This is a genomic window from Kitasatospora sp. NPDC058444 (assembly GCF_042721415.1).
In the GTDB taxonomy this organism is placed as follows: Bacteria; Actinomycetota; Actinomycetes; order Streptomycetales; family Streptomycetaceae; genus Kitasatospora.
Window position 1 is genome coordinate 1 of sequence record NZ_JBHXLL010000012.1, and the last position, 20,411, is coordinate 20,411.

Consider the following 20,411-nt stretch of genomic DNA (forward strand, 5'->3'; position numbering starts at 1 on the left):
GTGGACCTGTCCGCCCTGCCGCCGCGGCTGGCCGAGGAGATGGTCCGGGTCGCGGGGGGGGTGGACGCCGCCGGCCCGGCGCGCGAGCGGGGTGTGCGGGGCGGGGGGCGCCCGCGGGTGGGGGGGGGGGGGTGGGTGGGCTGGGGGCCGGGGGGGGGGGCCCACCCACCCCCCCCCCCCCCCACGGTGGTGGTGAGCCCGTGGGCCGGTCCGGTTCCGAGCGGTCCGGCCCACGGGCAGCCTTGGGAGCCGGGAGGGCTCAGCCCTCCAGCGCGGCGCGCGCGTCCACGAAGGCCGCGACGGCGCGCTCGACGTCCTCGGTGGAGTGCGCCGCGGACAGCTGCACCCGGATCCGGGCCTGGCCGTGCGGCACCACCGGGTAGGAGAAGCCGATCACGTACACGCCGCGCTCCAGCAGCAGCTCGGCGAGCCGGCCGGCCTCGGCCGCGTCGCCGATCATCACCGGGGCGATCGGGTGGTCGCCGGGCAGGATCTCGAACCCGGCCTCGGTCATCTTCGTCCGGAACAGCGCGGTGTTGGCCGCGAGCCGCTCGCGCAGCTCGTTGGACTCCTCGACCAGGTCGAGCACCTTGAGCGAGGCGGCCGCGATCACCGGGGCCAGCGAGTTGGAGAACAGGTACGGGCGGGAGCGCTGGCGCAGCAGGGCGACGATCTCCCGGCGGGCGGCGACGTAGCCGCCGGAGGCGCCGCCGAGCGCCTTGCCGAGGGTGCCGGTGATGATGTCCACGCGGTCCATCACGCCGTGCAGCTCGGGGGTGCCGCGGCCGCCCGGGCCGACGAAGCCGACGGCGTGCGAGTCGTCCACCATGACCATGGCGTCGTAGCGGTCGGCCAGGTCGCAGATCTCGCGCAGCGGGGCGACGTAGCCGTCCATCGAGAACACGCCGTCGGTGACGATCAGTCGGCGGCGGGCGTCCTGGGTGTCCTGGAGCTGCTTCTCCAGGTCGGCCAGGTCACGGTTGGCGTAGCGGTGGCGGCGGGCCTTGCTGAGCCGGATGCCGTCGATGATGCTGGCGTGGTTCAGCGCGTCGGAGATGACGGCGTCGCGGTCGTCCAGCAGGGTCTCGAAGACACCGCCGTTGGCGTCGAAGCAGGAGGAGTAGAGGATCGTGTCCTCCTGGCCCAGGAAGGCCGAGAGGCGGTCCTCCAGCTCCTTGTGGACGTCCTGGGTGCCGCAGATGAAGCGGACCGAGGCCATCCCGTAGCCCCAGCGGTCCAGGGCGTCCTTGGCCGCGGCGAGCACCTCGGGGTGGTCGGCCAGGCCGAGGTAGTTGTTGGCGCAGAAGTTCAGCACCTCGCCCGGGCGGCCGCCGGCGGTCACGGTGACGGCGGCGCTCTGCGGGCTGCCGATCACCCGCTCGGGCTTGAACAGGCCGGCCTCGCGGATCTCGTCGAGGGTGGTGGCGACATCGGCGCGCACGTTGTCGAACACGAGCAGACTCCTATCGGATCGGCGGGGTGGCTCAGGCGGTCCAGTCGAGGATGATCTTGCCGCAGTTGCCGCCCGCGGCGTCGTCGAAGGCGGCCTCGAAGTCGTCGGCGGCGTAGCGGCCGGTGATCACCGGGCTGAGGTCCAGGCCGCCCTCCAGCAGCACGGACATCGCGTACCAGGTCTCGAACATCTCGCGGCCGTAGATGCCCTTGATGGTGATCATCGAGGTGACGATCGAGGCCCAGTCCACGGGGAACTGCTCGGCGGGCAGGCCGAGCATGGCGATCTTCCCGCCGTGGGTCATGTTGGCGATCATCGACTGCATCGCCTCGGGGCGGCCGGACATCTCCAGGCCGACGTCGAAGCCCTCGCGCAGGCCGAGCTTCTGCTGGCCCTCCTCGATGGTGTGCTCGGAGACGTCGAGCGCCAGCGTGACGCCGACCTGGCGGGCCAGTTCGAGGCGGTACGGGGAGACGTCGGTGATCATCACGTTGCGGGCGCCGGCGTGCTTGGCGACGGCGGCGGCCATGATGCCGATCGGGCCGGCACCGGTGACCAGCACGTCCTCACCGACCAGCGGGAAGGAGAGCGCGGTGTGCACGGCGTTGCCGAACGGGTCGAAGATCGCGGCCACGTCCAGGTCGACCGGCACCCGGTGCACCCAGACGTTGGAGGCGGGCAGGGCCACGTACTCGGCGAAGGCGCCGTCGCGGTTGACGCCCAGGCCGACGGTGTTGCGGCACAGGTGGCGGCGGCCGGCCAGGCAGTTGCGGCACTTGCCGCAGACCAGGTGGCCCTCGCCGCTGACCAGGTCGCCGACCGCGATGTCCGCGACGCCGGCGCCGAGCTCGGCGACCTCGCCGACGAACTCGTGGCCGAGGACCAGCGGGGTCCTGATGGTCTGCTGGGCCCAGCCGTCCCACTTGCGGATGTGCAGGTCGGTGCCGCAGATGCCGGTCCGCAGCACCTTGATCAGCACCTCGCCGGGGCCGATCTCGGGCTTCGGGACATCGATCATCCAGAGGCCGGGCGCGGCCTGCTGCTTGACGAGTGCCTTCACGGCAACGGCTCCTGACGTGCGCGGGGACGGCCTTCGGGGGTCGGGCAGGCCGAGGGGGCCCGGTTCGGCCGCTCCTGACGGACGCGCTCCGGGCAGGCAGAAATCTGCCTGGTCGGAGGGGGTGCGGTCCATCGAGGAATTCTTAAGGGCGGCCACAGCTGGGCTGAACGATCGTGCCCGAGCAGCGGCCGACGACGGGTGCGGCGTGCCGGTGCTCACCCGTCCGGCCGAGCGCGGAGCGGCCGCCCCGACACCAACCGACGGGCCGCCCGGGGTACTTGACAGCGCGGCGCCAGTCGGGCGGGGGCACTCGGCTGACGGCGGGCCCGTTCGGATCAGCCGGGAGGCGACCCGCGCGCGGACGGGCCACGAGGGTGCTTACCGTGGCGCCGCTCCCTCCGGCCCCGTGGAGCAGCCGAGGTGCCCGCCCGGCCGGCCGCCAGCCGGGCGGGGCACTCGGCTGACCCGTACTCCCGTTCGGTCCAGTCGGGCCGCGACCCGCGCGCGGCCGTCCGGCGGCGCTGCTTACGGTGGCGACGCTCCCCCGCGCCCCGTGGAGCAGCGCTCCGGCCCGGCCGAGCCGCACTCCGGGGCCCTTCGCCACGGGGCCGTCCGCCCCAGAGAGGCCGCCTGCGCCGATGACCGACACCCGACGGCCCCGACCGGCCGTTCCCCGCTCCGCGAGCGCCCCCCGCTCCCCGCGCCCGGCCGTGCCCCGGTCCGTACGGGCGGCCGCCGCGGCCCTCGCGCTGAGCGGCCTGCTCGCCGTCTCCGCCTGCTCCGGGGGCGCCGAGCCCGTGCGGGAGGCCGGTCCGGCCGTCACCGCCGAGCCGGCCGCGCTGAGCCCGACCGCCACGCCGACCGGCAGCCCCACCGGCGGCGTGGTGCCGCTCACCCCGGCGGTCGAAGCACAGCTGGACGACGCGATCAAGAAGGTGATGAGCGAGGTCTCCATCCCCGGGGTGATCGTCGGCTACACCACCCCCGACGGCAGCTACCAGCGCACCTTCGGCGTCGCCGACAAGAACGCCGGGACGCCGATGTCGCCCGACCTGTACATGCGGATCGGCAGCGTCACCAAAACCTTCACCGCCACCGGCATCCTGCGGCTGGTGGACCAGGGCAAGCTGGGCCTGGACGACCCGATCTCCAAGTACGTCCCGGACGTGCCCGGCGGCGACGGCATCACCCTGCGCCAGCTCGGCGAGATGCGCAGCGGCCTGTTCAACTACACCCTGGACCCCGGCTTCCAGCAGGCGTTCTTCAGCGACCCCAACCACCCGTTCACCCCGAACCAGCTGCTCGCGTACGCGTTCAAGCACCCGGCGAACTTCGCCCCCGACGCCAAGTTCGAATACTCCAACACCAACCTGATCCTGCTCGGCCTGGTGGTCGAGAAGGTCGGCGGGCAGCCGCTCCAGGAGTTCCTGAACCAGCAGGTGTTCACCCCGGCCGGGCTCGGCAAGACCAGCCTGCCGGCCGACGCGGCCTTCCCGTCCCCGCACGCCCACGGCTACACCAACCAGACCGAGAGCGGCGCGGTCGAGGACTCCACCACCTGGAACCCGTCCTGGGCCTGGGCGGCCGGCGCCGTCATCTCCGACCTCGCCGACCTCCAGACCTGGTCGAAGGTGCTGGCCACCGGCGAGCCGCTGCTCAAGCCCGCCACCCAGGCGGAGCGGCTGAAGTTCAAGTCCGTCGGAGACACCCCCGACCTCGGCTACGGCTTCGGGGTGTTCACCACCCACGGGTGGATCGGCCACAACGGCTCGCTGCCCGGGTACGAGAGCGTGGTGATCTACCTGCCGCAGGCCAAGGCCAGCCTGGCCATCCTGCTCAACACCGACATCCTGCACAACGGGTCGGAGCCCTCGACGTTCCTGGCCCGGGCGATCACCCAGATCGTCTCGCCGAACAACGTCTACACGCTGCCCACCCCGCCCGGCTCGGCCTCCCCGACGGCGTCCCCGTCGCCGACGGGCTCCCCCACGGCCTCGCCCACCGGCTCGCCGACGCCGCTGGTCTCCCCCACGGAGACCATGCCGGCCACGCCCACCGGCACCCCCACCCTGCACGTCGCCTGAACCACTCGTCCAGAGGCCCGACCCGGTTCGACCGGGTCGGGCCTCGCAACGCACCACCGGAGCCGGCACGTCCCGGACCCGGTGCGTCGTCAGATCCCCAGCACCCTGCCGAGGTCGTACGAGACCGGCTCCTCCAGCTGCGCGTAGGTGCAGCTCTCCGGTGTACGGTCCGGCCGCCAGCGGCGGAACTGCGCGGTGTGCCGGAACCGGGTGCCCTCCATGTGGTCGTACGCGACCTCGACCACCCGCTCGGGGCGCAGCGCGATCCAGGAGAGGTCCTTGCCGCCGGTCCAGCGGCTGACCGCGCCGGGCAGCCGGCCCTCGGCGTGCGCGGCCTCGTCCGCCCAGCCGCCCCACGGGTGCCGGGAGAGGTCCTCCATCCGCAACGGGGCCAGCTCCTCGACGAGTTCGCGGCGGCGGGCCATCGAGAAGGCGGCGCAGACGCCGACGTGCTGGAGCCTGCCGTCGTCGTCGAAGATGCCGAGCAGCAACGAGCCGACCACCGGGCCGCTCTTGTGCTCGCGGTAGCCGGCCACCACGCAGTCGGCGGTGCGCTCGTGCTTGATCTTGTACATCGTCCGCTCCCCCGGCCGGTACGGCTGGTCCAGCGGCTTGGCGACCACCCCGTCCAGCCCGGCGCCCTCGAACTCGGCGAACCAGGTCCCGGCGAGGTCGAGATCGGTGGCGGCGGGGGCGGTGAACACCGGGTCGGCGGCGCCGGCGAGCGCGGCCTCCAGGGCCGGGCGGCGCACCGACAGCGGCTCCTCCAGCAGGCTCTCCTCCCCGAGGGCGAGCAGGTCGAAGGCGACGAAGGAGGCCGGGGTCCGCTCGGCGAGCAGCTTCACCCGGCTCGCGGCGGGGTGGATGCGCTCCAGCAGCTCCTCGAAGCGCAGCCGGCCCTCCCGGGCGATCACCACCTCGCCGTCCAGCACGCAGCGCGGCGGCAGCTCCCGCCTGAACGCCTCGACCAGCTCGGGGAAGTACCTGGTCAGCGGCTTGCCGGTGCGGCTGCCGAGCTCCACCTCGTCCCCGTCGCGGAACACGATCGAGCGGAAGCCGTCCCACTTGGCCTCGTACTGCATCCCGGGCGGGATCCTGGCCACCGACTTGGCGAGCATCGGCGCCACCGGTGGCATCACGGGCAGGTCCATGCGTCCGATCCTCGCCCGGTTCGCCTCGGGGCGCGCGCCGGACGCCCGGCGCTTAGCGTGTGGGACATGGGCTCAGCCGTGGAACTGGAAGTCGCCGGGCGCACCGTCCGGCTGTCGAACCCGGACAAGGTGTACTACCCCGAGCGCGGCTTCACCAAGCTGGACGTCGCGCAGTACTACCTCGCCGTCGCCGACGGGGTGCTGCGCGCCCTGCGCGACCGGCCGACCACCCTGCAGCGGTTCCCCGACGGCGTGGAGGGCGAGTTCTTCTACCAGAAGCGCGCCCCCAAGGGCCTGCCGGAGTGGCTGCCCACCGCCCGGATCGAGTTCCCCTCCGGCCGCTCCGCCGACGAGATCTGCCCCACCGAGCCGGCCGCCGTGCTGTGGGCGGCCAACCTGGGCTGCCTCACCTTCCACCCCTGGCCGGTCCGGCGCTCCGACACCGGCCACGTGGACGAGCTGCGGATCGACCTCGACCCGCAGCCCGGCACCGACTTCCACGACGCCGTCCGCGCCGCCCACGAGCTGCGCGCCCTGCTGGAGGAGTACGGGCTGCGCGGCTGGCCCAAGTCCTCCGGCGGGCGCGGACTGCACGTCTACGTGCCGCTGGTGCCCGAGTGGACCTTCACCGACGGCCGGCACGCGGTGATCGCCCTCGGCCGGGTACTGGAGCAGCGGATGCCCGGGAAGGTCACGACCGCCTGGTGGAAGGAGGAGCGCGGCGAACGGATCTTCGTCGACTACAACCAGATGGCCCGCGACCGCACCATCGCCTCCGCCTACTCCCTGCGCGCCCGCCCGCGCGCCACCGCCTCCACCCCGCTGCACTGGGAGGAGCTGGACGACGCCGCACCCGAGGACTTCGACCTGCGCACCGTCCCCGCCCGCTTCGCCGAACTCGGCGACCTGAACGCCGGCATGGACGGCCAGGCGTTCCGCCTGGAGCCCCTGCTGGAGCTGTACGAGAAGCAACTGCGCGACGAGGGCCTCGGCGAACTCCCCTACCCGCCCGACCACCCCAAGGCCGCCGGCGAACCCACCCGGGTACAACCGAGCCGGGCGAAGAAGAAGTAGCCCCGCCCGCCCGCCCGGCCCAATCCCGTCGAGCGGCTATTCGCCCCGCGCGCCCACCGGGGCGAGTTCGGCGACGATGCGGACGGCCTCGGCGATCTGCCCGTCCGTCAGGTCGCCCCGGGCGGTGAGGCGCAGGCGGGAGATGCCGTCCGGGACGGACGGCGGGCGGAAGCAGCCGACGGCGAGGCCCGCTCGGCGGCAGTCGGCGGCCCAGGCGACGGCGGCCTCGGGGCCCGGCGTGCGGACGGACACCACCGCGGCCTGCGGTTCGCAGGCCCGCAGTCCGGCGGCGGTGAGCTGCCGGGCCAGGGTGCGGGCCACCTCGCGGGCCCGCTCGGCGCGGGCCGGCTCGGCGCGCAGCAGCCGCAGGGCGGCGAGGGCGGCGCCGGCGGCGGCCGGGGCGAGACCGGTGTCGAAGATGAAGGTGCGGGCGGTCTCGGTGAGGTGCCGGATCACCCGGCGCGGACCGAGGACGACGCCGCCCTGCGAGCCGAGCGACTTGGAGAGGGTGGCGGTGGCCACGGTGTCCGGCTGCCCGGCGAGCCCGGCCGCCGCGAGCGCCCCGGTGCCGCCGGGGCCGAGCACGCCCAGCCCGTGCGCGTCGTCGACCAGCAGGGCGGCGCCGTGCGCGCGGACGGCCTCCGACAGCGCGGGCAGCGGGGCCGCGTCGCCGTCCACCGAGAACACCGAGTCGGTGACCACCAGCGCCCGCGGCTGCGCCCGCCCGGCGAGCACCTCGGCGACGGCCGCCGGGTCGCCGTGCGGGGCCCGGTGGACGTCGGCGCGGGAGAGCCGGCAGCCGTCGATCAGCGAGGCGTGGTTGTAGGCGTCGGAGACGATCAGGGTGTCCGGGTCGGTGAGCGCGGTCAGCGCCGCGAGGTTGGCCGTGTATCCGGAGGAGAACACCAGCGCGGCCTCCACCCCGCAGAACTCGGCCAGCTCCTCCTCCAGTTCGGTGTGCAGCGCCGTCGTCCCGGTCACCAGCCGCGACCCCGTCGAGCCCCCGCCCCAGCGCAGCGCCGCGTCCGCCGCGGCCCGGGCGACCACCGGATGCCTGGTCAGCCCCAGGTAGTCGTTGCCCGCGAGGTCCAGCACCGCGTCGTCCGCCGCCCGGCTGCGCAGCGTCCGCGTCAGCCCGGCCTCGGCCCGCATCGCGGCCGTCTCGTCGAGCCAGTCGAAGACGTGCGCCGGGGCGGAGGCGGGGACGGACGCGGGGGCGGCGGGGCGCGGCTCGGCCGCGAGCGGATGGTTCATGCTCGGCACTCTGGCACGTCGGCGGGTGCCGGGCAATGTGCGGATCGGCACAGTGCGGAATCACATGTCCCTCGGCGTTAATCTTCCGTTCATTCGAATTCAATGTCCGAGATTCCCGATTCCCTTTTGAGCAAAGGCTTTCCCAAGCTTCCCCGGGCAACTCTCGGCAGGTCACAGCGGGTTCGATACTCTCCGTTCGATCTTCACTGGGGGGTGGCAAGTGACAGACCTCGAATTCGAGCGTCGCATGAATCCGTGGCTCTTCGACGACAAGGGCAATCTGACCGAAGAGGCCAAGAAGCAGTTCCCGGACCTGGCCGGCGGCAACGCCGCCCCGGTCTCGCTGGGCCCGGCGGGCGGCAAGACCATCGCCGTGAACGCCGGCGTGCTCCAGCAGGCCGCACAGAACGCCTTCGCGTTGCGGGACTCCGTCAAGACCGAGTGCGACCAGCCCGGCGAGCACATCAACGCCGCCGCCGGGTCGCTCAAGGGCTGGAACCTCGGCGGCGCGCTCACCGCCACCTGGGGCACCTGGACCAGCCAGTCCAGCGGACTGCAGAGCACCGTCGGCGACATCGGCACCAACCTGCAGGCCACGGCCAAGAGTTACAGCAAGACCGACTCGGACATCCAGGCCAACTTCAACAAGCCTCAGGGCGCCAACAGCTAGCCGCGGTACAACGGGGGGAAGCAGCACCACCATGGTGACGTACAGTCAGCTCCAGCAGGTCGACCTCGGCAACCTCGCCTCCGCGGCGGGCGACTTCGAGAGCCTGGTCCGCAAGTGGGACCTCACCCAGCGGATGCAGAACGAGGTCATCGGCACCATCCAGCAGTCCGGCTGGCACGGTGACGCCGCCGGTCTCGCCAACGCCAAGCTCACCTGGGCCCGCGACCAGATCCACGCCGGCTTCGAGGAGGCCTCGGCCCTGGCGAAGACGCTGCGCGACGCCCACACCGAGATCACGGCCGCCCGGAAGGACCTCACCACCGCGGTCCAGAACGCGACGCACGAGGGTCTCACCGTCGACGGCGAGGGCGCGGTCCACTGGCCTCCGGCCACCACCCAGGAGGACAAGAAGGACACCGAGTACGCCAAGAGCTGGAAGGCCAAGGCCGAGACCGCCGCCAAGGCCATCGGCGACGCGGTAGACCGCGCCACCGAGGCGGACCTCGCCGCCGCCAACGCGCTCGGCAACGACACCGGCAGCGACGGCACCGCGTTCAACACCAACCCGGTCGGCGGCCTCCCGGAGGAGGAGGCCAAGGAGGCCACCTTCATCCTCGGCCTCGGCGGCCAGGCCACCGACTCCCAGCTCCAGCACCTCCAGACCATCCTGGACCACCACAACGGCGACCCTCGGTTCGCCTCCGCCTTCTACGGCAACCAGGACCCGGCGACCTTCATGGCCAAGTACGGCGCGATGGCACAGAGCGGCGACTACGCCAACAGCCCGGCCCGCACCGCGGCGATCAAGGGCATCCAGAAGGACCTGGGCCTCACCCTGGCCACCGCGACCGACACCAGGCAGTTCCCGCACGTCTCGGACGCGTGGGAGACGAAGTTCCGCGCGGCCGGCGCCACCCAGATCCCCGTCCCGGCCGGCGCCGACCCGGCGCACAGCCCGTACGGCTACCAGATCATGGCCAACCTGCTGCGGAACGGGAAGTACGACGACCACTTCCTCGTTCCGGTCGCCCAGCACATCACCCAGCTGAGCCAGGAAAGCCCGATGCGCTGGGAGCCGAGCACCAAGGCCAGCTACCCGTACACCGAGCTCAGGTTCATCGGCGTGCCGGACAAGGACGGAAACATCCAGGGTTTCAACCCGCTGAGCGCGGTCCTGGACGGGCTGAGCCACAACCCGGACGCGGCCACCAAGTTCTTCCACGACCCGGTCGCCACCTACAATCCGGACGGCACGGTCAAGAGCTCGGGCGGGGAGAACCACAACCTCGACATCTTCGCCGACAAGGGCTCGCGCTCGATCCTCATCGACGCGATGTACCCGCCCCGCCCCAACCCCGGCACCGCGAACCCCCACGAAGTGATCGACCTCGGCCACGCCCTGGAGGCGGCCACCACCGGCCGGGTGTACGACGACCCGACCGCGCCGCCGATCCCGCACACCAAGGACCAGAGCGAGCTCATGACCAAGGTGGTCGACAAGTTCGGCGGCGTGGACGGCAGGGAGCTGCTGTTCTCCAAGGACAAGAAGGACGTGGGGCTCTTCGCCGGCCTCAGCCCCAGCCTCGGGAACATGATGGCCTCGTACATGGGCGATGTTCAGCACTCCATCACCTCGACCAAGGTCGACCTGCCGTCCTCGGGAGTACCGGCGGCCTTCAACTCCGCGAACACCGCCGACCTGCTCGCCAGCCTGGGTCGCAACCCCGACGCCTACGCGGCCATCGCCACCGCGCAACAGACCTACACGACGGCACAGATCCAGGACGTCATCGCCCATGCGGCGGACCAGGGCGACCTGAACGCCGCCATCAACAACGTCACCGAGCCGGGTGGACAGGTCGCGGGCATCATCACGTCGGCCAAGGTCGACGAGATCTTCGACAAGCACCGTGAGAGCGACACGGCCTACAACAACGCGATCGACGAGCGGGCGGGCTGGGCCAAGAAGGCCTGGGACCTCACCGGCGGCAAGGCCCTGGGCGGTGTCCCCGGAGTCGGCGCGGCCGCGAACTTCGGGGTGGACAAGATCGTGGAGAACGTCACCGCCCAGTACAAGATCGACACCACCAGCCAGGCCAGCCACGACGCCGAGGCAGCCGTCATCTCCGCCAAGCAGCAGACCTCGGACGCCGCGGCCAACGCGGTACGAGAAGCGGCCACTTCCGCCGGCCTGGATCCCAAGCTGGTGAAGAACCTCGCACCGAGCGCCGGCTGGGCCGCCGTCTCCGGCTACGCGGACGGCAAGGGCAACTACGACTCCTCCATGGACCGGAAGACCAGCTGAACCGAACGCCCGACCCCTTACGCCTGCCCCCGCCCAGAAGGAACTCCGCTCCATGGTCGACGTCGCACACATCATCCCGCCGTCCCCCGACGACCCGCCGCCCACACCGTGGTGGCGGCGGCCCCGGGTGCTGCCGTGGCTGGCCGGAGGCCTCGTGGGGGCCGTCGCCATCGGCGGCGGCCTGTGGGCCTGGAAGCCGTGGCAGTCCGTCGAGCTGCCGCAGAGCGCCTGTTGGGGCGCGCTCGACCGGGAGGCGATCAGGCCGTTCGTGGGGAGCGACGGCAAGGCGGAGGCCCACGTCCACGGGGAACTGTCGGCTGCCAACCCACTCGCCCAGTGCTCGGTGTCATGGCTCCCCAAGGGAGGCCTCGCAGCCATCGACGCCACTGTGATGCGCGCCGACGACTCGCTCCACCAGATCGACCAGGCACACATGGCCGACGACATCGCGCAGGGCAGGGCGACGGAGCTCGCGGTCGGAGACCACGCGCAGGCTTGGGTCGCCCCGGCGAACGCCTGGCTGATCTTCCCGTGTCCCGTGCCCGAGGCGGGCAAGCGCGGCTACGTCTCGATCATGGTGACCGGCGATCCACAGGTGCCCGCACGACCGTTCCGTGAACTGGTCCAGAACCGGGCGGACTTCATCCTCAAGCTGGCGAAGGAGGTCGTCCAGCGGGAGGGCTGCTCCGATGTCCATCTGGTCGATCACGCCACCGTCGTCCCCTTCAAGTGACGAGGAAGCACAGCGGAGAGGAACCCGGAACCATGGCCGACGTCGCCCACATCATCCCGCCGTCCCCGGAGACCCGCCCCGGAGCCGGTCACGGGTCCGCCCCTGGCACGCAGTCGTCGCCCTCGCCGTGGTCGCCGCGGTGGGTGGCGGGCTGTGGGCGTGGAAGCCCTGGCGGTCGGTGGAGCTGCCGGAGAGCGCCTGCTGGGGGGTGCTCGGCGCGAACGACCTGAAGCGGCTCGCGGGTCCGGACGGGAAGGCCACCGAGCCCGAGCCGTCCCGCGAGATCGCCACCCCCGCGAAGCCCGTCTCGGGGAGCCGTGAATCCCGTTGCCGCGTCATGTGGACGGGTGCGGCCATCCTGCTCGACGCGGAGGTGCGACCGGCACGCGACCGGATCGACGCCGACCGGGGGAACGATGCCGGCGGCGGATCGGTCACCCCGCTCGACTTCGGCCCGGGCACGACCGGGTGGGTCGTGAGTTCCAAGAACGTCGACGGGCACGCGTCGGTCCGGCTCTACGTTCCGTGCGACTACGACGCCCCGAAGGAGGACAGCGACCAGCCCCCGCCGAAGTACCTCGGCGTGCTGGTTTCCGGGGACGTCGTCCACGGCGCCTCCTCCGCCGAGGCCCGCCAGGCCTATGCCGACATCGCGCTCAAGGTCGGCGGGGCCGCCGCGACCGCGTACGAGTGCCGCAACACCGTGACCCTGCCGGGCACCGCCCCCCGCGTCGCGCCCTGACCGGCCCGTCGCCACCCCGGGCTTTGCCGGGGGTGGCGGCGAGCAGGCAAGATAGCCGGGTGACCCTCCTTGATCTGATGCCGAAGCCCGCCACCCCCGACGCGCTGTACGAGACGTTCGCAGCCTGGGCGGAGGAGCGGGGGATCACCCTGTACCCGGCGCAGGAGGAGGCGTTGATCGAGCTGGTGTCGGGGAACAACGTGATCCTGGCGACGCCGACCGGGTCGGGCAAGAGCCTGGTGGCGGCGGGGGCGCACTTCGCGGCGCTGGCGGAGGGGCAGCGGACGTTCTACACCGCCCCGATCAAGGCGCTGGTGTCGGAGAAGTTCTTCGACCTGGTGAAGATGTTCGGCACCGAGCAGGTCGGCATGATGACCGGCGACGCGAGCGTGAACCCGACCGCGCCGATCATCTGCTGCACCGCCGAGGTGCTCGCCCAGATCGCGCTGCGCGACGGCACCCGGGCGGACATCGGCCAGGTGGTGATGGACGAGTTCCACTTCTACGCCGAGCAGGACCGCGGCTGGGCCTGGCAGATCCCGCTGCTGGAGCTGCCGCAGGCGCAGTTCCTGCTGATGTCCGCGACGCTCGGCGACGTCCGCCGCTTCGAGGAGGACCTGACCCGCCGCACGGGCCGTCCGACCACGGTGGTGCGCAACACGACCCGCCCGGTGCCGCTGTTCTACGAGTACCGCCGCACCTCGCTGCACGACACCCTGGAGGAGCTGCTGCAGACCGGCCAGGCGCCGGTCTACGTCGTGCACTTCACCCAGAAGGAGGCGGTGGAGCGGGCCCAGTCGCTGATGAGCATCAACATGTGCTCGAAGGCGGAGAAGGAGGCCATCGCCGATCTGATCGGCAACTTCCGCTTCACCACCAAGTTCGGCCGCAACCTGTCCCGTTTCGTGCGCCACGGCATCGGCGTGCACCACGCGGGCATGCTGCCGAAGTACCGCCGGCTGGTCGAACGCCTCGCCCAGGCGGGCCTGTTGAAGGTCATCTGCGGCACTGACACCCTCGGCGTCGGCGTCAATGTGCCGATCCGCACGGTGCTGTTCACCGCCCTGTCGAAGTACGACGGCCAGCGCGTGCGGATCCTGCGCGCCCGCGAGTTCCACCAGATCGCCGGCCGGGCCGGCCGGGCGGGCTTCGACACCGTCGGCCAGGTGGTGGCGCAGGCGCCGGAGCACGTGATCGAGAACGACAAGGCGATCGCCAAGGCCGGGGACGACCCGAAGAAGAAGCGCAAGGTCGTCCGGAAGAAGGCGCCGGAGGGCTTCGTCGGCTGGACCGAGGAGACCTTCGACAAGCTGATCGCCGCCGACCCGGAGCCGCTGGTCTCCCGGTTCAAGGTGAGCCACGCGATGCTGCTGTCGGTGATCGGCCGCCCGGGCAACGCCTTCGAGGCGATGCGCAAGCTGCTGACCGACAACCACGAGGACAAGGCCGCCCAGCGCCGGCACATCCGCACCGCGATCGCCATCTACCGCTCGCTGCTGGAGGGCGGCGTGGTGGAGCGGCTGCCGGAGCCGGACGCCGAGGGCCGGATCGTCCGCCTCACCCTGGACCTCCAGGAGAACTTCGCGCTCAACCAGCCGCTGTCCACCTTCGCGCTGGCCGCCTTCGAGCTGCTCGACCCGACCTCGCCCTCGTACGCGATGGACGTCATCTCGGTGGTCGAGGCGACCCTCGACGACCCGCGCCAGATCCTCGCCGCGCAGCAGAACAAGGCGCGCGGCGAGGCCGTCGGCGAGATGAAGCGGGACGGCATCGAGTACGAGGAGCGGATGGAGCGGCTCCAGGAGATCACCTACCCGAAGCCGCTGGAGGAGCTGCTCACCCACGCCTACGAGGTGTACCGCCGGGCGCACCCGTGGATCGGCGACCACCAGCTCCAGCCGAAGTCGGTGGTCCGCGACCTGTACGAGCGGGCGATGACCTTCTCGGACTACGTCGGCTTCTACGAGCTGGCCCGCACCGAGGGCATCGTGCTGCGCTACCTGGCCGGCGCGTTCAAGGCGCTGGAGCAGACCGTCCCCGAGGACGTGAAGACCGACGACCTCAAGGACGTCATCGCCTGGCTCGGCGAGCTGGTCCGCCAGGTCGACTCCAGCCTGCTGGACGAGTGGGAGCAGCTGGCCAACCCGACCGAGCCGCAGGCCGCCGAGGTGCGGCTGGACGACAAGCCGGCGCCGGTCACCGCCAACGCCCGCGCCTTCCGCGTCCTGGTGCGCAACGAGATGTTCCGCCGGGTCGAGTTGTGCGCGCTGGAGCACTACAAGGAGCTCGGCGAGCTGGACGGCGAGTACGGCTGGGACGCGGACCGCTGGGCGGACGCCATGGACGGGTACTGGGAGGAGTACGACGACCTCGGCACCGGCCCGGACGCGCGCGGCCCGAAGATGCTGATCATCGAGGAGGAGGACTCCGCCTGGCGGGTCCGGCAGATCTTCGACGACCCGGAGGGCGACCACGACTGGGGCATCAGCGCGGAGGTCGACCTGTACGGCTCGGACGAGGAGGGCCGGGCGGTCGTGCGGGTGACCTCGGTGGACCGGCTCGGCGGCTGAGCCGGGCCTCGGCCAGGGCCTGAGCCCGGCCCGGTCATGACGGTGACGGATCCCCCCGGAGGCCACGGCTTCCGGGGGGATCCGTCGTCAGGCGTCGTCAGATGTCGTCAGGCGTCGTCGGGCCGTCGTCACATCCGGGTCAGGCAGGCCGTCGTCACACCCGGGTCAGGCCGTCGTCACACCCGGGTCAGGCCCTCGTCACATCCAGGCGAACGGCGAGCCCGCCGCGTAGGAGAGCGCGCGAGTGGCCTCGTCCAGGTTCTGTTCGGTGCTGGGCGCCGTGCCGCCGGCCGTCGGGCCGGGCGCGGTCGGCGTCCCGGGGCCGCTCGGGGTGGAGCCCGTCGCGCGGCCGTCGCCCGACCGCGAGCTGGTGACCGTCACGTAGTGCCCGACCGCCTCGACCCGGGGCTCGCCGCCCGTCCGGGCTCCACCGGCCGACTGGGCGGGGGCGGTGGAGGCGTCGGCGAGGATGAAGGCGACCGCGCCGGGCTTGGCCCGCAGGGCGTCGGCGGCCCTGGCGGCGGAGGACTGGTCGGGGAAGCGCAGCAGGGTGACGCTGCTGAGCACCGGGTGGTCCTGGCCGGTGAAGCTGACGGCCAGGTAGCTCTGGCAGCCGGTGTCCTTCAGCGGGTCCTGGGTGCGGTCCTGGAGCGCCTCGGCGCAGTTCTCGCCCTGCCGGACGCCGTTGCGCCGCGCCTTGAAGGCGCCGACCTCGACGGGCCGCTGGGCGGGGAAGAGGATGTCGACGTTGAGGGCCTCGGGGTCGGTGCGCGGCGGCGGGGCACCCACCACCCGCGGTGTCGCGGTCGCGTCCTTGCTGGACGGGCCGAGCCCCGGTATGTAGTCGCCGGGCATCGGGCGGGTGATGATCCACCCTCCGGCCGCGACCACCCCGACCACGACGATCCAGCCGGCCGCGCGACGGCCCGTCAGCCGACGGCCCCGCCTGCGGTCCGTTCCCCCCTCGGTGTCGGCGCCCTCGCCGACCCGCTGCCCTGCCGGGCCTTCCCGGCCCTCTCCCGGAGTCGGGGTGTGCTCCCCCTGCGTGGTCATGGCGCAGATTCTAAGCACCCCGGGGGTGGCGTGGATCACGGGGTCGGGGGTTGTGGATCATCGTCCGCCGGAAGCCGTCCACCGGCGGTCCATTGTCAATACGTCGACAACTCGCCACATCTGCACTACCCGCCGGTAACCTGAAGCCCGACCCCACGTCAAGCGCGTGACCAGCGGCGGAGCCGTGACCTTCGACACTGTGGCAATCGGCACATCCTCACACCCATCTTCTGGCAGATTTGCTCTGGCGCCGCTCGATCGCCACCAGGCAGGATCGGCCCCATGGATCTGCTCGATACCCTCACCGCCAAGGGCCTGCGCGGCGAAGTCCCGACCCGCGAGGAGGCCCTGGCCGTCCTCGCCACCACCGACGACGAGCTGCTGGACGTGGTCGCCGCGGCCGGCAAGGTGCGCCGCCGCTGGTTCGGCCGCCGGGTCAAGCTCAACTACCTGGTGAACTTGAAGAGCGGGCTCTGCCCGGAGGACTGCTCGTACTGCTCGCAGCGCCTCGGGTCCAAGGCCGAGATCCTCAAGTACACCTGGCTCAAGCCCGACCAGGCCGCCGAGGCCGCCCGTGCCGGAGTGGCCGGCGGGGCGAAGCGGGTCTGCCTGGTCGCCAGCGGCCGCGGCCCGACGGACCGCGACATCGACCGGGTCACCGACACCATGGCCGCCATCAAGGACGCCGACCCCGAGGTCGAGATCTGCGTCTGCCTCGGCCTGCTCTCCGACAACCAGGCGGAGCGGCTGAAGGCCGCCGGTGCCGACGCCTACAACCACAACCTCAACACCTCCGAGGGCACGTACGGCGACATCGCCACCACCCACACCTACGCGGACCGGGTGGACACCGTGCAGAAGGCGCACGGCGCGGGCCTGTCCGCCTGCTCCGGCCTGATCGCCGGCATGGGCGAGAGCGACGAGGACCTCGTCGACGTCGTCTTCGCCCTGCGCGAGCTGGGCTCGGACTCCGTCCCGGTCAACTTCCTGATCCCGTTCGAGGGCACCCCGCTCGCCAAGGAGTGGAACCTCACCCCGCAGCGCTGCCTGCGCATCCTGGCGATGGTCCGCTTCGTCAACCCGGACACCGAGGTGCGGATCGCCGGCGGGCGCGAGGTGCACCTGCGCTCGATGCAGCCGCTCGGCCTGCACATCGCCAACTCCATCTTCCTCGGCGACTACCTGACCAGCGAGGGCCAGGCCGGGCAGACCGACCTCGACATGATCAAGGACGCCGGCTTCGAGGTCGAGGGCGCCGGCGAGGCCACCCTGCCGCGCCACCGGGCGGACGTCGCCGAGGCCGCCCAGGCGGGCGGCGGCTGCGGCACCGCGGCCTCGGCCTGCGGCAGCGGCGGCGGCTGCGGCCCGTGCGGCGGCCACGCCCACGCCCCCTCGTCCTCGGCCGCGCAGGCCTCCTCGGACTCGTCGGCCGCGCAGGCCTCGCCGGCCGCGCCCGCCGCGGAGTCCTCGGGCGACGAGCTCCGCAGCGACCTGGTGAAGGTCCGCCGCCGCGGCGCCGGCACCGAACTCGCGCCCAACGCCTGACACTCACGGGAGAACCGCCCACCATGCCCCAGCCGTCCACCGACACGCTGCTCGCCCTCGACCGCGCCCACGTCTGGCACCCGTACGGGCCGATGCCCGGCACCGCCACCCCGTACGTGGTCGAGTCCGCCTCGGGGGTGCGGCTGCGCCTGGCCGAACCGGTCGCGGGCGGGCGGGAGGAGCTGGTGGACGGGATGTCGTCCTGGTGGGCGGCGATCCACGGCTACCGGCACCCGGTGCTGGACGAGGCGGTGCGCGAGCAGCTGGGGCGGATGAGCCACGTGATGTTCGGCGGGCTCACCCACGAGCCCGCCGTCCGGCTGGCCGCCAGGCTGGTGGAGATCACCCCGGAGCCGCTGCGGCACGTCTTCCTCGCCGACTCGGGCTCGGTGGCCGTCGAGGTGGCGATGAAGATGTGCCTCCAGTACTGGCAGTCCACCGGGCGGCCGGCCAAGCGCCGGCTGCTCACCTGGCGCGGCGGGTACCACGGGGACACCTTCCACCCGATGTCGGTGTGCGACCCGGACGGCGGGATGCACCACCTGTGGGGCGGGGTGCTGCCGGGCCAGCTGTTCGCCCCGGAGCCGCCGGCCGGGTTCGACGCCCCGCTCGACCCGGCGTACGCCGCGCGGTTCGAGGAGCTGATGGCCCGGCACGCCGACGAGCTGGCCGCCGTCATCGTCGAGCCGGTGGTCCAGGGCGCGGGCGGGATGCGCTTCCACTCCCCCGCCTACCTGCGGATGCTGCGCGAACTGTGCGACCGCTACGGGGTGTTGCTGGTCTTCGACGAGATCGCCACCGGCTTCGGGCGCAGCGGCGCGCTGTTCGCCGCCGACCACGCGGGCGTCTCGCCGGACGTGATGTGCCTCGGCAAGGCGCTGACCGGCGGGTACCTGACGCTGGCCGCCACGCTGTGCACCTCCGAGGTCGCCGACGGGATCAGCCGCGGCGAGGTGCCGGTGCTCGCGCACGGGCCGACGTTCATGGGCAACCCGCTGGCCTGCGCGGTCGCCAACGCCTCGCTGGAGCTGCTGCTCGGGCAGGACTGGTCGGTGGAGGTGAAGCGGATCGAGACGGGGCTGGCCGAGGGCCTCGCGGCGGCCGCGGACGTCCCGGGCGTACGCGACGTAAGGGTCCAAGGGGCCATCGGTGTCGTGCAGTTGGACCATCCCGTGGACGTTGCGGCGGCCACCGAGGCGGCGGCGCGCGAAGGCGTGTGGCTGCGGCCGTTCCGGGACCTGATCTACACCATGCCCCCCTATGTGACGCAGGACGACGACGTGGCGCGGATCGCCGCCGCCGTGACCGCCGCGGCGGTGAAGGGATGAGCGCGCGCATCCTGTTCGTGACGGGCACCAACACGGACGTCGGCAAGACCGTCGCCACCGCGGCGGTCGCCTCGGCGGCGCTGCGGGCCGGGCTGAAGGTCGCGGTGCTCAAGCCGGGGCAGACGGGCGTCACTCCGGACGAACCCGGCGATGCCGCCGAAGTCCTTCGCCTGGCAGGCGAACTGACGATCCGTGAGCTCGTGCGCTACCCGGAGCCACTGGCGCCCGACACGGCCGCCCGACGGGCCGGGATGCCGTACCTCTCCCCCGCCGAGGTGGTGTCCGAGGTCGCCGGACTGGCGTCCACGCACGACCTGGTGCTCGTGGAAGGCGCGGGCGGGCTGCTGGTCCGCTACGACGACCAGGGCCGCACGCTCGCCGACCAGGCCCGGGCCGTGCTCGACGCCGGGCTGCCGGCCGAGGTGCTGCTGATCGCCTCGGCCGGGCTCGGGACGCTCAACATCGTCTCCCTCACGGCGGAGGCCCTCGCGGCCCGCGGCCTGCCCCTCGCGGGCGTGCTCGTCGGCTCCTGGCCCGCCGAACCCGGCCTCGCCGAGCGCTGCAACCTGGCCGACCTGCCCCGCTGCGCCGGCGCCCCGCTGCTCGGCGCGCTGCCGGAACGAGCAGGCGGTGTCGAGGACTTCGCCGCCCTCGCGTACGCCTCGCTGGCCCCTGAGCTGGGCGGCAGCTGGGACGTGGAGCACTTCGCGCACCTCCACCGGCCCGAATCGGCCCCGCTTCGCTCGATGGGGTGATCCCGCCTTCCGCCCCTGTCGGAAGGCGGGGCGGCTCAATACCGTTCCTTCCATGACAGACGGGCTCACCGCAGACGAGGCCCTGCGGGCCTTGGCCGCCCTGGAGGCGGCGTGGAAGGACGACGACGAGGCGCTGTTCGCCCTGGCGGCGGGCGGCGCCGGTGAACGGCCGCTGCCGGCGCTGGTCGCGGCGTACGGCGAGCACGCCATGGACACCCTGATGGCGCTCGCCTTCGGCCTGCGCGCCACCATGAGCGACGAGGAGATCGCCGAGATCTCCGACGCCGTCAGCTCCAACATCGGCGCCCGGATGAGCGCCCTGCTCACCCAGACCCTCAAGGCCTGGGGCACCCTCGCCCCCGCGGACGACCTCTCGGTGACGAAGATCATCGCCCACACCGTGATCGACGCGATGCGGGCCGTCACCGAGGACCCCAGCAAGACCGAAGTGCTGCCCCTCCTGGCCACCTTCCGCAGCTACGCCCTCAACGAAGCCTGAGGGGTGGAGGAATGGCGTGGGGGGGGCGTGGGCGACGCGAGCCACACCCCCCCGCGGCGCCGCCACGACCCCCCCCCCCCCGCCCGGAAACACCCCCCCGGCGACGTCGCAAATTAAAAAAAAAAAGACCACCCC

The 20,411-nt window shown here is 72.5% G+C and carries 16 protein-coding genes; 11 read left to right on the forward strand and 5 right to left on the reverse strand.

The genetic code is table 11. From position 1 onward, the window contains the following. Positions 1-259: 259 nt before the first annotated feature. Together ACFWP2_RS15410 and tdh are read right to left on the reverse strand one after the other, a co-directional pair. Positions 260-1,453 carry a glycine C-acetyltransferase gene (locus tag ACFWP2_RS15410; protein WP_380451188.1) on the reverse strand — a complete coding sequence of 398 codons (1,194 nt, stop codon included), beginning with the start codon at positions 1,451-1,453 and terminating at the stop codon, positions 260-262. A 31-nt stretch (positions 1,454-1,484) separates the two neighbouring features. Next, positions 1,485-2,513, reverse strand: a complete 1,029-nt coding sequence (tdh, locus tag ACFWP2_RS15415; RefSeq protein ID WP_380451190.1) for an L-threonine 3-dehydrogenase — start codon at positions 2,511-2,513, stop codon at positions 1,485-1,487. Positions 2,514-3,151: 638 nt separating this feature from the next. Between tdh and ACFWP2_RS15420 the strand changes: the two genes are divergently transcribed. Further along, complete coding sequence (locus ACFWP2_RS15420) at positions 3,152-4,597, forward strand: serine hydrolase domain-containing protein (protein WP_380451192.1); 1,446 nt, start codon at positions 3,152-3,154, stop codon at positions 4,595-4,597. A gap of 89 nt (positions 4,598-4,686) precedes the next feature. On the opposite strand, the gene ACFWP2_RS15425 is transcribed toward ACFWP2_RS15420, so the two are convergent. Continuing rightward, positions 4,687-5,748, reverse strand: a complete 1,062-nt coding sequence (locus ACFWP2_RS15425; RefSeq protein WP_380451194.1) for an ATP-dependent DNA ligase — start codon at positions 5,746-5,748, stop codon at positions 4,687-4,689. 66 nt (positions 5,749-5,814) lie between these two features. Here ACFWP2_RS15425 and ligD point away from each other — a divergent pair, with 66 nt between their 5' ends. Beyond that, complete coding sequence (ligD, locus tag ACFWP2_RS15430) at positions 5,815-6,822, forward strand: non-homologous end-joining DNA ligase (protein WP_380451196.1); 1,008 nt, start codon at positions 5,815-5,817, stop codon at positions 6,820-6,822. A 36-nt stretch (positions 6,823-6,858) separates the two neighbouring features. On the opposite strand, the gene ACFWP2_RS15435 is transcribed toward ligD, so the two are convergent. Continuing rightward, complete coding sequence (locus tag ACFWP2_RS15435; RefSeq protein WP_380451198.1) at positions 6,859-8,076, reverse strand: 8-amino-7-oxononanoate synthase; 1,218 nt, start codon at positions 8,074-8,076, stop codon at positions 6,859-6,861. A 220-nt stretch (positions 8,077-8,296) separates the two neighbouring features. Here ACFWP2_RS15435 and ACFWP2_RS15440 point away from each other — a divergent pair, with 220 nt between their 5' ends. The 5 genes from ACFWP2_RS15440 to ACFWP2_RS15460 all read left to right on the forward strand — a co-directional run bounded on the left by ACFWP2_RS15440 (position 8,297) and on the right by ACFWP2_RS15460 (position 15,096). Beyond that, positions 8,297-8,746 carry a hypothetical protein gene (locus tag ACFWP2_RS15440; RefSeq protein WP_380451200.1) on the forward strand — a complete coding sequence of 150 codons (450 nt, stop codon included), beginning with the start codon at positions 8,297-8,299 and terminating at the stop codon, positions 8,744-8,746. A 31-nt stretch (positions 8,747-8,777) separates the two neighbouring features. After that, the gene (locus ACFWP2_RS15445) at positions 8,778-11,051 is read left to right on the forward strand and encodes a hypothetical protein (RefSeq protein WP_380451202.1); all 2,274 of its coding nucleotides are present in this window, start codon (positions 8,778-8,780) and stop codon (positions 11,049-11,051) included. 52 nt (positions 11,052-11,103) lie between these two features. Then, positions 11,104-11,784 (forward strand): hypothetical protein, encoded by a 681-nt coding sequence (locus tag ACFWP2_RS15450; RefSeq protein WP_380451204.1) that lies wholly within the window; start codon positions 11,104-11,106, stop codon positions 11,782-11,784. Between the two features lie 139 nt (positions 11,785-11,923). Next, complete coding sequence (locus ACFWP2_RS15455) at positions 11,924-12,526, forward strand: hypothetical protein (RefSeq protein ID WP_380451206.1); 603 nt, start codon at positions 11,924-11,926, stop codon at positions 12,524-12,526. A gap of 77 nt (positions 12,527-12,603) precedes the next feature. Next, the gene (locus ACFWP2_RS15460) at positions 12,604-15,096 is read left to right on the forward strand and encodes a DEAD/DEAH box helicase (RefSeq protein ID WP_380451440.1); all 2,493 of its coding nucleotides are present in this window, start codon (positions 12,604-12,606) and stop codon (positions 15,094-15,096) included. A gap of 198 nt (positions 15,097-15,294) precedes the next feature. On the opposite strand, the gene ACFWP2_RS15465 is transcribed toward ACFWP2_RS15460, so the two are convergent. Then, positions 15,295-16,149 (reverse strand): hypothetical protein, encoded by an 855-nt coding sequence (locus ACFWP2_RS15465; RefSeq protein ID WP_380451208.1) that lies wholly within the window; start codon positions 16,147-16,149, stop codon positions 15,295-15,297. 282 nt (positions 16,150-16,431) lie between these two features. On the opposite strand from ACFWP2_RS15465, the gene bioB reads away from it, so the two are divergent. Genes bioB through ACFWP2_RS15485 form a run of 4 tightly spaced genes read left to right on the forward strand, consistent with a single transcriptional unit; the run spans position 16,432 to position 20,276 of the window. After that, entirely contained in the window at positions 16,432-17,694 is a 1,263-nt protein-coding gene (gene bioB, locus ACFWP2_RS15470) for a biotin synthase BioB (RefSeq protein ID WP_380451210.1), read from the forward strand. A 23-nt stretch (positions 17,695-17,717) separates the two neighbouring features. After that, positions 17,718-19,022, forward strand: coding sequence for an adenosylmethionine--8-amino-7-oxononanoate transaminase (locus ACFWP2_RS15475; protein WP_380451212.1), 1,305 nt, complete (start codon positions 17,718-17,720; stop codon positions 19,020-19,022). Beyond that, complete coding sequence (gene bioD, locus ACFWP2_RS15480) at positions 19,019-19,777, forward strand: dethiobiotin synthase (RefSeq protein ID WP_380451214.1); 759 nt, start codon at positions 19,019-19,021, stop codon at positions 19,775-19,777. Before ACFWP2_RS15475 ends, bioD begins: the two co-directional genes overlap by 4 nt. A 52-nt stretch (positions 19,778-19,829) precedes the next feature. Then, positions 19,830-20,276, forward strand: a complete 447-nt coding sequence (locus tag ACFWP2_RS15485) for a hypothetical protein (RefSeq protein ID WP_380451216.1) — start codon at positions 19,830-19,832, stop codon at positions 20,274-20,276. The last annotated feature ends 135 nt before the right edge of the window (positions 20,277-20,411 follow it).